This window comes from Neptunomonas phycophila (assembly GCF_001922575.1).
Lineage (GTDB): Bacteria > Pseudomonadota > Gammaproteobacteria > Pseudomonadales > Balneatricaceae > Neptunomonas > Neptunomonas phycophila.
In genome coordinates, this window is the sequence record NZ_MRCI01000001.1 from 740,003 (window position 1) to 752,564 (window position 12,562).

12 protein-coding genes are annotated in these 12,562 nt (G+C 47.9%); 9 read left to right on the forward strand and 3 right to left on the reverse strand.

Features of this window, described 5'->3' with window-relative positions:
- The first annotated feature begins 27 nt into the window (after positions 1-27).
- Entirely contained in the window at positions 28-1,386 is a 1,359-nt protein-coding gene (locus BS617_RS03360) for an MBL fold metallo-hydrolase (RefSeq protein ID WP_075171491.1), read from the forward strand.
- The gene (locus BS617_RS03365) at positions 1,379-1,741 is read left to right on the forward strand and encodes a VanZ family protein (protein WP_075171492.1); all 363 of its coding nucleotides are present in this window, start codon (positions 1,379-1,381) and stop codon (positions 1,739-1,741) included. The genes BS617_RS03360 and BS617_RS03365 overlap by 8 nt, the downstream gene beginning before the upstream one ends.
- Here the strand turns inward: BS617_RS03365 and BS617_RS03370 are convergent.
- From BS617_RS03370 to galU, 3 genes are all read right to left on the reverse strand, one after another.
- On the reverse strand, positions 1,716-2,984 hold the full coding sequence (locus BS617_RS03370; protein ID WP_075171493.1) for a nucleotide sugar dehydrogenase: 1,269 nt from the start codon (positions 2,982-2,984) through the stop codon (positions 1,716-1,718). The genes BS617_RS03365 and BS617_RS03370 overlap by 26 nt on opposite strands.
- Entirely contained in the window at positions 2,981-4,567 is a 1,587-nt protein-coding gene (gene pgi, locus BS617_RS03375) for a glucose-6-phosphate isomerase (protein ID WP_249263612.1), read from the reverse strand. Before pgi ends, BS617_RS03370 begins: the two co-directional genes overlap by 4 nt.
- Before the next feature lie 117 nt (positions 4,568-4,684).
- A complete protein-coding gene (galU, locus tag BS617_RS03380) occupies positions 4,685-5,572 on the reverse strand; it encodes a UTP--glucose-1-phosphate uridylyltransferase GalU (RefSeq protein ID WP_075171495.1) in 888 nt (295 codons plus the stop codon).
- Between the two features lie 237 nt (positions 5,573-5,809).
- On the opposite strand from galU, the gene BS617_RS03385 reads away from it, so the two are divergent.
- From BS617_RS03385 to BS617_RS03415, 7 genes are all read left to right on the forward strand, one after another.
- The gene (locus tag BS617_RS03385; RefSeq protein WP_075171496.1) at positions 5,810-7,012 is read left to right on the forward strand and encodes an outer membrane beta-barrel protein; all 1,203 of its coding nucleotides are present in this window, start codon (positions 5,810-5,812) and stop codon (positions 7,010-7,012) included.
- Positions 7,013-7,048: 36 nt separating this feature from the next.
- On the forward strand, positions 7,049-7,582 hold the full coding sequence (locus BS617_RS03390; RefSeq protein WP_075171497.1) for a polysaccharide biosynthesis/export family protein: 534 nt from the start codon (positions 7,049-7,051) through the stop codon (positions 7,580-7,582).
- 26 nt (positions 7,583-7,608) lie between these two features.
- Positions 7,609-9,813, forward strand: coding sequence for a GumC family protein (locus BS617_RS03395; RefSeq protein WP_075171498.1), 2,205 nt, complete (start codon positions 7,609-7,611; stop codon positions 9,811-9,813).
- A complete protein-coding gene (locus BS617_RS03400; protein WP_075171499.1) occupies positions 9,813-10,541 on the forward strand; it encodes a tyrosine-protein phosphatase in 729 nt (242 codons plus the stop codon). The genes BS617_RS03395 and BS617_RS03400 overlap by 1 nt, the downstream gene beginning before the upstream one ends.
- The gene (locus tag BS617_RS03405) at positions 10,541-11,209 is read left to right on the forward strand and encodes a hypothetical protein (protein ID WP_075171500.1); all 669 of its coding nucleotides are present in this window, start codon (positions 10,541-10,543) and stop codon (positions 11,207-11,209) included. The genes BS617_RS03400 and BS617_RS03405 overlap by 1 nt, the downstream gene beginning before the upstream one ends.
- Positions 11,210-11,225: 16 nt before the next feature.
- A complete protein-coding gene (gene moaB, locus BS617_RS03410) occupies positions 11,226-11,738 on the forward strand; it encodes a molybdenum cofactor biosynthesis protein B (protein WP_075171501.1) in 513 nt (170 codons plus the stop codon).
- Between the two features lie 190 nt (positions 11,739-11,928).
- The gene (locus BS617_RS03415; RefSeq protein ID WP_075171502.1) at positions 11,929-12,519 is read left to right on the forward strand and encodes a TMEM165/GDT1 family protein; all 591 of its coding nucleotides are present in this window, start codon (positions 11,929-11,931) and stop codon (positions 12,517-12,519) included.
- Positions 12,520-12,562 lie beyond the last annotated feature (43 nt).

Consider the following 12,562-nt stretch of genomic DNA (forward strand, 5'->3'; position numbering starts at 1 on the left):
AAGGATGACAACTTAAAGGAATAAGTTATGGTTACAATTGCACACCACGGAGCTGTGAAAGGAGTCACTGGCTCGTGCCATCAAATGTCGTTGCCTACCGGCGAGGCTGTACTCATTGATTGCGGACTTTTTCAGGGGGCTGAATCAGTGGATCGCGAGCTGGGTGAAACGCAGATCGACTTCCCATTGGATAAGGTAAAGGCGTTAATTGTAACGCATTGCCACCTTGATCATGTGGGGCGAATCCCATTTTTATTGGCAGCGGGTTTTAGCGGTAAAATCTATGCAACCGAAGCCACCGCGCGTTTATTGCCTTTGGTGATTGAGGATGCAGTTAAAGTGGGCGTTTCTCGTGATGAGAAACTGATTACTCTGGTGTTAACGCGCCTTAATCAGTTGTTAGTGCCAATTCCTTATGATCAGTGGTTTGATGTTGAGGGTTTACCTCAAACCGCAGCTAAGTTTCGGGTAGCAGGGCATATTTTAGGTTCGGCTTATGTTGAGTTGAATGCACAAGGCGAGCGCGTTGTTTTTTCGGGCGATTTGGGAGCTACTTATTCGCCGTTGTTACCAGCCCCCAAGTCGCCCTATAAAGCCGATACCTTGGTTATCGAAAGCACGTATGGCGATAAGCTACACGAAGGCCGTAAAGCGCGCCGTAGGCTGTTACGCGATACGATTAAGCGCTGTTTACAAGACAGAGGCACGGTACTGATCCCAGCGTTTAGTATTGGCCGTACCCAAGAGCTGCTGTACGAGATCGAAGAGATTATTCATCGTCAAAAGGGTGATTGGGAGCATTTAGCGGTCATTGTTGATTCGCCGCTGGCCGCTAAATTTACCAGCCATTATCGTGATTTAAAAAGTTTGTGGGATAAAGAGTCGAAACGGAAATTGCGTGCTGGGCGTCACCCATTATCGTTTGATCAATTGGTGACGATTGATAGTCATGGTGATCACTTAAAGATGGTTAAGCAGTTAGCACAGTCGGGACACCCTGCCATTGTGATTGCGGCGAGTGGTATGTGTACGGGCGGCCGTATCCAAAACTATTTACAAGCATTGCTGCCTGATCCTCGAACTGATGTGTTGTTTGTGGGGTATCAAGCACAGGGTACACCGGGCCGGGATATTCAGAAGTATGGCCCGCGCGGCGGGTATGTGTATTTGGATAATGAACGCATTGATATTAAAGCCGGTGTGCACACTATTAGTGGTTATTCGGCGCATGCCGACCAAGGTAATTTAGTAAATTTTGTGAAGCGTATTTATCGTAAGCCGTCTGAAATCCGTATTGTGCACGGTGATGATGAGGCTAAGGCTGCTTTGGCAGAAAAATTTAAACAGTTGGTGCCTGAGGCGAGGATCTTAATACCTGATGCGTAATGCGGAGTTGTGCCCGGTTTGGTTGCGATGGCTGGTTTTTGTCGCGTGTGTGTCGGCGGTGATGTATGGGATTTTTAGGCCGGTACCGCCAGAGATGCTGTTTGATAACTCAGATAAAGTGGGCCATTTTCTGGCGTTTGCTGCTTTGGGGATAACGGCGCGTTTGGCGCTGCCCAACCGTTTGCAATGGTTTATTTGGCCCGTGCTGGCACTGGCAGCATTTGTGCTGGAATACTTGCAGGGTGTTTGGCTGCCGCTTAGGACATTCAGTTTAGAAGATAGCTACGCCAACCTGTGTGGCGTAGCTATTGGTTTTGCTGTGTGTTGGGTTATCGCCCGATACTGTAGTAAGTAAAACCGAGGCTTTCGAGTAAATCACGGCTAAGTACATTGCGTCCGTCGACAATGACTGGTTGACGCATTTGTTCTAACAGCGCCTCGTAGTCTGGCGACCAGTACTCGTCCCACTCGGTCAGTATGAGCAAGGCATCGGTGTTGGCTAAGGCTTCGTATTTGCCCTTGCAAGTGATGACTTGCGGGTGCCCACCGTACAAACGCTCAATGTTGTCGAGTGCTTCGGGGTCATGAATGCGCACTGTAGCGCCTTGGGCGATAATGGCTTCAATGACTTTTAAGCTGGGTGCACCGTCGAGCGATGATGATCCTGGCTTGAAAGATGCCCCCCATACCGCAATCTGCAGGCCGCTAATGTCGGCTTTGTAGTGTCGCCATAATTTACGGAAACATTGCTCTTTCTGTTTTTCGTTTTCACGTAAAACTGTGTCCAGGAGCTGTGAGTTCCGTTTTTCGGATAGCAGGTCGGCTAATCCTTTTATGCTCTGCGAGAAGCTATTACCGCCAAAGCCACACCCAGGTGATAGGTAGTGATGGCCAATGCGCGGGTCGGCTCCCATGCTCTGACGAATAACATCGATGTTAACGTCTAGCTGCTCCGCCAGGTTGGCTAGTTCGTTAATGTAACCAATGCGCAGTGCTAGCATGCCGGTGGTTGCCATTTTGGCGAATTCCGCTTCGCGGGTGCTCATGATGAGCATTTGATCAAGCTGGCGTGTAAATGGGCGCAGTAATGATTCGATCATCATGTTGGCCCACGGGTTATCACAACCTAGCGTAATGGCTTTGGGGTGGCGCATATTGTTGAGCGCTTCACCTTCTGCAATGTTTTCTGTCAGAAAAGCCGCTATCTGGTTGTTCTCCTTGTTAAGCAGGCCTTGCAGTTCGTCGGTGCAGCCAACACCAAATAAGCTTTGGTTGATGACAAGGAGCTTGTTTTGGGCGAACTTGCCGAGCTTGCTGACTATTTGCTTGGCTTCTTCAAACTCGCTGGGGTTCATGCATAGCATGTGGATGTCGAACTGTGTTGCACCGCCGCTGGTGGTAAATTGCAATCGACCCTTAGCAAACTCATCACAAATGAGGTCTTTTAGACCAGGCTCGTTGAGAATGTTGGTGCCCATACGCAGGGTTGGGTCTTGGTCGGTACTGTCATTGACGATGCGTACATCGTTACCCGCATGTGCCAGAGTACCGGCAGCCACCCAAGCGGTGAGCTCTTGTCCCCATATCGCTATTTTCATGCGTTGACCTCCTGCAGGGCGTGGATGGTATCGAGTAAGCCTTTTGATGAACCGTCTAGATCGGCTCCGTCGGTTTCTTTCATCAGTGGCTTAAGCAGGTTAGTGGCCATCTTTTTGCCCAGCTCTACACCCCATTGGTCGAATGGATTGATATCCCAGATAACCGATTGCACAAAGGTTTTGTGCTCGTACAGTGAGATCAACTGGCCAAACGAGAACGGTGTTAGCTCATCCATTAGCACGGTGGTGCTGGGTTGGTTACCACGATATCGCATGTGAACCGGTGCGGACTCGTTATCTTCGAGTACGGAATCGCCCAGCGCCAGAATGCGTGACTGCGCTAAGCAGTTGGCTAGGGTTAGCGTATGTTGTTGCTGTAGATCGGCATTGTCGGTGTCATGGTAGCGGCGCGCAGGTGCTATAAAATCACACATGACCGACTCTGTGCCTTGGTGCAGCAGCTGGTAGAAGGCATGTTGAGCGTTAGGGCCAACTTCACCCCAAATGATTGGGCACGTGCGGTAATCAACTTCTTTCCCTTGGCGGCTGACACTTTTGCCGTCGCTTTCCATCTCTAGCTGTTCTAGATACGCGGGTAAATGGCTAAGGCGCCCGTCATACGGCAGGATAGCGTGAGCGTGGATGTCGAGGAAGTTAATATTCCATACGCCGATCATACCCAGTTGAGTCGGTAAATTGCTCTCGAAGGGGGCTGTTCTAAAGTGCTCGTCCATGGCGTGGGCACCGGCGAGCATTTCTTTAAAGCGGTTCATACCAATACGCAGTGCAATGGGTAGCCCTATGGCTGACCACATGGAGTAACGGCCACCGGTCCAATCCCAGAAATTGAGTTGACTGTTTTCGGGAATGCCCCATTCTGTCATTTTAGGAGCATTCGCCGAGACGCCTATAAAGTGACGACGGTTTAGAATGTCGTCGCTGGCACCGCTGGCATTGCGTAACCATTCACGCGCCGTATTAGCGTTAGATAAGGTGTCGATGGTCGTAAATGATTTAGATGACAATATAAACAGGGTGCTGGTGGGCAGTAAGGTGTCGAGCAAGTCGGCAATTTGGCTGCCGTCCATGGAGGAGACAAAATGGACGTTTAGCTTTTTACCTGAGGCCAGTTGTGCATCAGATAACGCTCGGCATGACATGTAGGGCCCTAGGTCAGAACCGCCTACACCAATGTTAACAATGGTATCGATGGGTAAGCCTGAGTAGCCTCGCCATTGCCCTGAGTGAATGCGGTTAACAATATCGCTCATGTGGGCAAGGTTGGCTTGCACATCGTCCACGATGTCGTGGCCGTCTAAAAGTAGCTCGCTGCCTTGTGGTTGGCGCAGTGCAGTGTGCAGGGCAGGGCGGTTCTCGGAGGTGTTGATTGCATCCCCTGAGAGTAAGCGCGACTTCCAAGTATCCAGTTGGCAGGTGTCTGCGAGTGTTTTTAGTAAAGACTGGGTTTCTGGAGTGATGCGTTGTTTAGAAAAGTCGAGCAGTAGCTGCTCGTTACGCATGCTGTAGGTTTGGAAGCGGTTGGGATCTTGCTGGAATAACTCTTTTAAATGAACATGCCGCATGGTAGCGGCATGTTCTTCAAGAGCTTTCCAAGCTGACGTATCGGTCACACTCAAAATGTTCTCTCCATTGAAGCAATCTGATCACGTTTGTTCAGGTTGATCAAAGCCGAAGCTTGTTTAGGCAATGGCTTCTTTGATGAAGGCGATAAAGTCTTCACCAAGATCCGGATGGCTCATCGCAAAAGCCATGTTTGCCTGTACAAATCCTAACTTGTTACCGCAATCGTAGGTTTTACCCACCATGCTGTATGCGCGCATAGGTGCTTCTTTAATGAGAGCGTCTAACGCGTCGGTCAGTTGGATCTCATTACCAGCGCCGGGCTTGGTGTCTTTTAATAGCTCCATGACACGAGCAGGTAAGATATAACGACCGACAATGGCTTGGTTAGACGGTGCTTTGTCGCGCGGTGGTTTTTCGACCATGCCGATAATGGGTTGGCCTTGACCGGCGTTGAGTGGTTTGCCATCGCAATCGACTACACCGTAGCGCTCAACGTGCTCTTCGGGTACGGCTTCTACCATGATTTGTGCGGCACCGGTTTCGTTAAAGTCCTTCACCATAGCGGCTAGGTCTTGGCTGCCATTACTCGGGTTGTGGATCAGCATATCCGGTAGCATAACGGCAAATGGCTCGTTACCAACCAATGGTGCGGCGCACAACACCGCGTGGCCTAAGCCAAGGGCGCGGCCTTGACGTACAGAAGAGATAGAAACGCCCGCGGGTAAGATGCCTTTTACATCGTTAAGAATGCTATCTTTACCTTTGCGTTCTAGCTCGGTTTCCAATTCGTAGTGAACATCAAAGTGATCTTCGATGGCTTGCTTGCTGCTGCGGGTTATGAGGATGATTTCTGTGAATCCTGCCCCTACGGCTTCTTCAACCACATGCTGGATAACGGGTTTGTCTACAACCGTTAGCATCTCTTTTGGGATAGCTTTACTGGCTGGCAAAACACGGGTGCCAAGGCCTGCGACGGGGATTACGATTTTAGTAAGTTTAGACATCCTTTATTCCAAAGCTCCATATGAAAAGGTAATAGTTGTAGTTTAAACAAGTGAACCAAGATTAATAATTTATTTGTGTCTGTTTGTTATAACACAAAGCTATTAATTTATGACTTACAAGGATAAAATTATGTGTAATTATTTTGCAGTGCAAGATCATTATGCTGTATTTTGATTTTGTAAGCGCTAATTTTATAGGAGTTTACTACAGAACTCCTAAGGACAGAGGCTGTTTTCATGGATACTTCAAACGCATATGCGAAAAAGCTATACGTAGCGCTTTTTGCTTCTTCTCTTACGACTCATGCTTGGGCTACAGAGCCTGCTTCAGTTCCCGTGGGGAATCTTGCGCTAACGCCGACTGTTGATCTCACTACAGGCTATACCGACAACTTGTTTGATTCGGTGAGTGATGAAAAAAGCACTTGGTTCAGTACGGTTCGCCCAGGCCTTAATTTGCAGGGCTCAAAGGGAGGCTTAACGGCGGGCGTTAATGCTTCTTTGGAACATGGCGTTTACTATAGCAGCCGCGCAGATGATTACACTGATAAAGGTGTGTCTGCCTATGCTACAGTAGAGTTTGATAGCCGTAAAAAGTTGGATTTATTGGCCGAGTACCTAAAGCTGCATGACGCACGAAGTGATAGCGGTTCGGGTGATGCGCTGAGTACTGATGTAGCATCGAAAGCTAGCCGTTATACCATGAAAAACTTAGGCGCTACCTTTACCTATGGTACGCCGCGTTCCACTGGCCAAATCATCGTAAAAGGTGATATCTCTGACCGAGAGTATGATAACTTTCGTGACTTTACGGCTTCGAAAGACCGTCAAACAAAAAGTGTGAGTGGTACCTTCTTTTATCGCGTAGCGCCAAAAACGCGTATGTTGGTCGAAGGGCGCTATAAAGATGTAGACTATGATTTGTCATCGGTTACGTTAGATAGCGATACAAAGAAATTGTTGGTGGGTGTTGAGTGGGATGCGACTGCAAAAACATCCGGTCTGGCAAAGATTGGTTACGCGCGCAAAGACTTTGATAACAACGCACGTGATGATTTTTCCGGCTCAAGTTGGGAAGTCGGTGTAACATGGGCGCCACGAACGTACTCTATGTTTGATTTATCGACCAGCCGTGAAGCTGAAGAATCAAGCGGGGCAGCGGACTACATTGATACGACTAGCTGGACTTTAGGTTGGTCTCACGAGTGGACAGATGTAGTTGCAAGCCGTGTAAGCTATAATTCGTTAAATGAAGATTACGTAGGTGACCCTAGCGGCACCGACGATGATACTGACACATTTACAGTGGGTCTTAGCTACGACATGCGTCGTTGGTTGACACTCGGTGTTGACGTGTCTCATGTATCGTTTGATTCGAATCAGCCGGATGCTGATTACGACAGTAATACGATTGTCTTTAAAGTGCAGGGCTCCCTATAAGGGCCCTTCTTTATTAAGCCTATACGTGGAAGAGGGATGATGAGAAAACTGTTTTATCTGATTGCAGCATTTGCTGTTATGTTAACGCAAAACGTGAATGCGGAAGGGTTATCTGACTACAGGATGAGCGTTGGAGACCTAATAAAGATACAGGTGTACGGCGAAGATGAATTAAGTACAGAAGTACGTTTGTCGGATGCGGGTACAATTTCTTATCCTTTTTTCGGTGAGCTTCAAGTTCTGGGAATGACAACCGGAGGCTTGAGTGGCCTGCTAACGGAGCGGCTTCAAGATGGCTATTTAGTTGACCCTAGTGTTAGCGTGAGTGTTTTGGAGTACCGCGAGTTCTTTATTGATGGCGCTGTTAAGCAGCCCGGAGGCTACGCGTACCAGCCTGGTTTGACATTGCAGCGTGCTGTTTCGTTAGCTGGTGGCTTTTCTGAACGAGCTTCTTCTAGCAAGTTCTTTGTAGTTCGAGAAGGTAGTGGTAGCAACAAACCGAGTAAAATCAGTTTGACGGCTCCCATACAGCCCGGCGATGTAATAACTATTGAAGAAAGTTTTTTCTGATCTCTGCTATTTGAACGGAAGTTATAATGGATATTCAAAAAGAGCAGGGAGCGCTTGATCGCCTACTGCAAGATGACGTAATTGATCTAAGACAGTATTGGCAAACTATTATGCGTCACAAGTGGGGCATTATTGGGTTTGCTTTTGTTGTTACCTTGTTAACCACCTTGGCTGTCTATTCGTTGACGCCTATCTACCGCGCTACGGCGACGTTGCTGATTGAATCGCAGCAGGCCAATGTGGTGTCCATCGAAGAAGTTTACGGTTTAGAAGGCGCGCAATCAGAGTATTTTACGACGCAGTTTGAGATCTTAAAATCTCGTATGCTGGCTGAGAAAGTCGTTGAACGCCTTAATTTAGTTGAGCACCCGCTGTACAACCAGCCTAAAGAGCCGCTTTTGCCGTTCGATTTGAATTGGCGAGATTGGATTCCGGTTGAGTTGCCCGGTGCTGAGCAAGAAACGACTGAACTCGATAAACGTCGAGAAGTGGTTGATGCGTTTATGTCCGACTTGAGCATTGAGCCTGTGCGAAAATCTCAGTTGGTAAAAATTAGTTACGAGTCGCCCGATAAACAGCTAGCCGCCGATGTGGCAAATGCCGTGGGTGAGGCTTATATCGAAAGCAACTTGGAAGCAAAGCTTGAACTGACGTTGAAGGCTTCTTCTTGGTTGAGTGGTCGTCTGGAAGGGCTACGTTCTGATCTGACAGCGGCTGAACAGCGTTTACAACAATACCGCGAAGAAGAAAAAATCGTGGGTGAGCGTGGTGGTTTAGATATTGCGAGCCAAGAATTAGAGTTGGTAGCGACTAAATTGGTGGAAGCTCGCCGTGATCGTCTTGAATCTGAGAGCTTATACAAGCAGATTAGGGCTATCGGGAAAAGTGATCCTACGCGCCTTGAGTTGGTGCCGGGGGTGTTACAGCATCCTTTAGTGCAGCGAATGAAAGAAGCCTATGCGCAAGTTGAGCAGAAGCGTTCTGAATTAGCGAAACGCTATGGCCCTAAACATCCTAATATGCAGTCGGTTAACTCTGAGTTGCGTAATGCGCGCCAAGCGTTGGATAAGCAGATTTTATCTGTCGTCAACGGCATAGAAACCACTTACAAAGTGGCGTTGGCTAATGAGCGCTCTTTGCAGGGCTCGCTGGATGGTACTAAAGGTAATATTCAAAGCCTGAGCCGTAAAGAATACCGTTTGCGCGAGCTGCAACAAGATGTTGACGCTAAACGTGCGATTTTTAATACCTTCCTGAAACGCTTTAATGAGACCTCTGCGACTGGGGATCTGAATACGGCTAATGCGCGTATCTCTGACCCTGCTGTTGTGCCTATTGAAGCGGCAAAGCCAAAGAAAAAGCTGATTGTTGCCCTGGCTTTTGTGGTGAGTTCGTTATTTGGGGTGATGTTTGCCTTCTTGTTGCAAGCGCTGAACAACACGGTGAAAACACCAGCAGAGGTGGAGAGTCGATTGGGCGAAACGATGCTTGGGCTTTTGCCATTGCTGCCACGTCGCCGTAAAAACCCTAACCAAAGTTATCGTCATTTTTTGGATATGCCACAGTCGCCTTATTCGGAAGCGTTGCGAACCATACGTACGGGCTTGATCTTATCTGCGCTGGATGCAGACAATAAAATTGTGTCGGTAACGTCCAGTGTGCCGGGCGAAGGTAAAACAACGCTCTCTCTTGGTTTGGCGTTTGCGACAGGCCAGATGGAAAATGTTTTGCTGATCGATGCGGATATGCGTCGCCCTGCGGTGTCTCGTGCATTGGGGTTAGACAAGTCTCATGCGGGCTTATCTAATTTGGTGGCCGGTACCGCACAGTTGTCTGAGTGTATTCAGCGTTATGAAGAAGGCAATATTGATGTGTTAAGTGCTGGTACTATTCCGCCTAACCCATCTGAATTGCTGTCATCAAAACGTTTTGCGAGCGTGCTTGAGTTGTTACAAACTAAGTATGATCGGATTGTTATTGACTCCGCACCTTGCCAGGCGGTGAGTGATGCCATGATTTTAGCATCCCAAGTAGGGGCTATGATCTATGTGGTTAAATCTGACTCAACACCGCATCAGCAGGCGCGCAGTGGATTGAAGCGCTTGCATGAAGCAAAAGCGCCTATCGTCGGCGTCGTGTTGAATCAGGTAGATGTCAAAAAGACCGCTAAGTATGGCGCTGAGCAATATGGCGGTTATTATGACGTTTACGGATATTCTGGAGCGAAGTAATGTTTGATTTGCATTGTCACTTGTTACCTGGTGTTGATGATGGCGCGGCTGAAGTTGAAGATGCGTTAGCGTTGGCTCGGGTAGCTATTGACGATGGCATCTCACATATGGTGCTAACGCCGCATGTGCATCCGGGCCGTTATGATAATACGCGTACATCTTTAGAGCCGCACTTTGCGGCTTTTTCTGCGCGGTTAAAGGAAGAAGGATTACCTTTGACGGTGTCGCTAGCGGGAGAGGTTAGGTTAAGTGCTGAAATCTTACAGATGGCGGCTATGGATGATCTGCCTTTCTTGGGCGTGTGGGAAGGCAAAAAAGTGATGCTGCTTGAGCTTCCGCATAGTCATATCCCTCCGGGAAGCGATAAGTTGGTTAAGTGGCTAATGAGTCGCGATATTGTGCCTATGATCGCCCATCCTGAGCGTAATAAAGATATTATGAATTCGCTTGAGAAGATTACTCCATTTGTGGAAATGGGATGCCTTTTTCAGGTAACGGCTATGTCGGTTACCAATGAGTTTGGTGGTATTGCTCATGAGCGGGCGCATCAATTGTTAGAGCGTGATTGGGTGACACTAATTGCTTCGGATGCGCACAATGTTGATCGTCGGCCGCCCGTATTATCAAAAGCACGACAGGTGGTTGAGTCTGTTTATGGTGCGGACGTGGCGGATAAGCTGTTTGTGAGTACGCCCAAATCTATCGTTGAGTCGGGTGCTTGTTTGTAATGTCATCTTCAAAAAAAACAGCCTTATTTGCTGTTCTTTGTTTGCTAAGCCTACCTGTTTTTTATTTTTCGTTTCGCTTTGCTATGGCTGATATCGCCGCTTACAGTGTTAAGTATGCGGTTGAAGATATGGATAGTGGCAAAGCACCGATGACCCTGGAAACGGTGGATGCCGCTGAAGAAAAAATCGATTCGGCTATTGGTTGGTGGCCTCAGAATGCGGAATATGTAGAGCTAAAAGCCCGTTTGCAGTTGTATCGTGCCATCATGGGGTTTGGTACTCCCGTTTTCTTATCCAGTGTTAATAATGCGTTAGCTTTGCACCAAGAGGCAATTGAATTGAGGCCGCATTGGCCTTACAGCTGGGCAAGCCGTTCGTTAGTGAAGGCTTACTTGGGTGAGTTTGATGCCGTTTATTTTGAGGGCTTTAAAGAGGCTAGTCGTTTAGGGCCTTGGGAGCTGTCTGTTAATTTGTCTTTGTTGGAAGCCGGGTTGATTGGCTGGCAAAGGCTGGATGAAAGTACTATCAGCTTGGTGGTTGCAGCGGCTGAGCGTGGTGCAGAACATCGACCTAAATCAGTAGCTGAATTGCTTAATCGCTATAGTATGAAATATCCCATCTGTGCTCGTATGTCTCGTGGCGAGCAGCAAGTCAAAGCGTGCCGTTAAGCCGCTAGGAGTCGCTATGTCTGAAGCTGTTTTTATCCCCCTTAATATCGCCATTCTTACTGTGTCTGACACACGAACGTCTGAAACGGATAAATCTGGTGATACTTTGCAAGCATGCGTAGAGCAAGCAGGGCATGTGGCGGCGGTTAGGGCTATTGCGAAGGATGATATTTATCAAATCCGTTCCGTAGTTTCGCAGTGGATTGCTAGTGATGCTATCCATGCTGTGCTGATTACTGGTGGTACTGGTTTTACGGCGAGAGACAGTACCCCAGAGGCTATGATCCCGTTGTTTGATAAGCAGATAGAAGGCTATGGTGAGCTATTTAGAAGCTTGTCCTATGATGAGATTGGTACTTCTACTATTCAATCTCGTACGGTGGCAGGCGTGGCTAACCGTACAGTTATATTTTGTATGCCTGGTTCTACAGGTGCATGCAAGACGGCTTGGAACAAGATTATTGCTGAACAGTTGGATCGTCGGCATCGCCCTTGTAATTTTGTTGAGATGGTGTTGCAGCGCGGTTAGTGCTCTTGGCCATCACGTTGGCGTAATGCTTGCTTTGGAATAGGGTAAGCTGAATTAAGCCACTTACGTTAATTTTATACCGGAAACAGCGTGTTCCCGGGTATTTTCAAGTGTGAAGCCAGCTTATAATGCTGGCTTTTTTATGCGTGTTGTTTTGTGAAAGTAGATACGCACTTTTCTAGGGCATGTTATGGAATCGTTGTCTCCGCTGTTTGAGACGTTTGTGTTGGTATTGCTGGCTGAGTTTGGTGATAAGAGCCAGTTAGTCACTATGACCTTAGCAGCCCGTTATAAGCATTGGCCGATTATTATCGGTTCGATTTCGGCGTTTGCTGTCTTAAATCTCCTGGCGGTTGTATTTGGTGCGACGGTTGGCCATTGGTTGCCAATGTGGCTTGTCGCTTTGGTTGTGGCTGTGTTGTTTATCTATTTTGGTTTGCAGTCTTTGTTTTTTGAAGAGGACGAGGGTGATGATGCGGATCAGGTAAAAGTCGGTCGTCAGTTGATCCTTTCCGTTTTTATGCTGATTTTCTTTGCTGAGTTAGGGGATAAAACTCAGCTGGCAGTGGCGGCTTTGGGTGGTTTGCAAAACCCTTGGTTGGTTTGGTTAGGTTCGACCTTGGCGTTGGGTGTTACGACAGTTCTTGGGGTAGAGGTTGGACGTAAGTTGTTGCAAAAAATGCCTTTAGTATGGATCCACCGAGGCAGCGGAGTGTTGTTTTTGGTGATGGGATTAGTCGCTTTGTATCAAGCGTATGAGCAATTTGTCGCGTTGGCATAAAAAATAGCTCAGGTAGACTATTTACCTCCTATCGCGAATGTAA

Bases quoted from the DNA above. Each gene is read 5' to 3' on its own strand.
- BS617_RS03405 (WP_075171500.1), top strand. From the start codon at position 10,541: ATGTCATCTTCAAAAAAAACAGCCTTATTTGCTGTTCTTTGTTTGCTA.
- BS617_RS03385 (WP_075171496.1), top strand. From the start codon at position 5,810: ATGGATACTTCAAACGCATATGCGAAAAAGCTATACGTAGCGCTTTTT.
- BS617_RS03370 (WP_075171493.1), bottom strand. From the start codon at position 2,984: ATGAAAATAGCGATATGGGGACAAGAGCTCACCGCTTGGGTGGCTGCC.
- BS617_RS03365 (WP_075171492.1), top strand. From the start codon at position 1,379: ATGCGTAATGCGGAGTTGTGCCCGGTTTGGTTGCGATGGCTGGTTTTT.
- BS617_RS03395 (WP_075171498.1), top strand. From the start codon at position 7,609: ATGGATATTCAAAAAGAGCAGGGAGCGCTTGATCGCCTACTGCAAGAT.
- BS617_RS03360 (WP_075171491.1), top strand. From the start codon at position 28: ATGGTTACAATTGCACACCACGGAGCTGTGAAAGGAGTCACTGGCTCG.
- BS617_RS03415 (WP_075171502.1), top strand. From the start codon at position 11,929: ATGGAATCGTTGTCTCCGCTGTTTGAGACGTTTGTGTTGGTATTGCTG.
- BS617_RS03390 (WP_075171497.1), top strand. From the start codon at position 7,049: ATGATGAGAAAACTGTTTTATCTGATTGCAGCATTTGCTGTTATGTTA.
- galU (WP_075171495.1), bottom strand. From the start codon at position 5,572: ATGTCTAAACTTACTAAAATCGTAATCCCCGTCGCAGGCCTTGGCACC.
- moaB (WP_075171501.1), top strand. From the start codon at position 11,226: ATGTCTGAAGCTGTTTTTATCCCCCTTAATATCGCCATTCTTACTGTG.
- BS617_RS03400 (WP_075171499.1), top strand. From the start codon at position 9,813: ATGTTTGATTTGCATTGTCACTTGTTACCTGGTGTTGATGATGGCGCG.
- pgi (WP_249263612.1), bottom strand. From the start codon at position 4,567: ATGCGGCATGTTCATTTAAAAGAGTTATTCCAGCAAGATCCCAACCGC.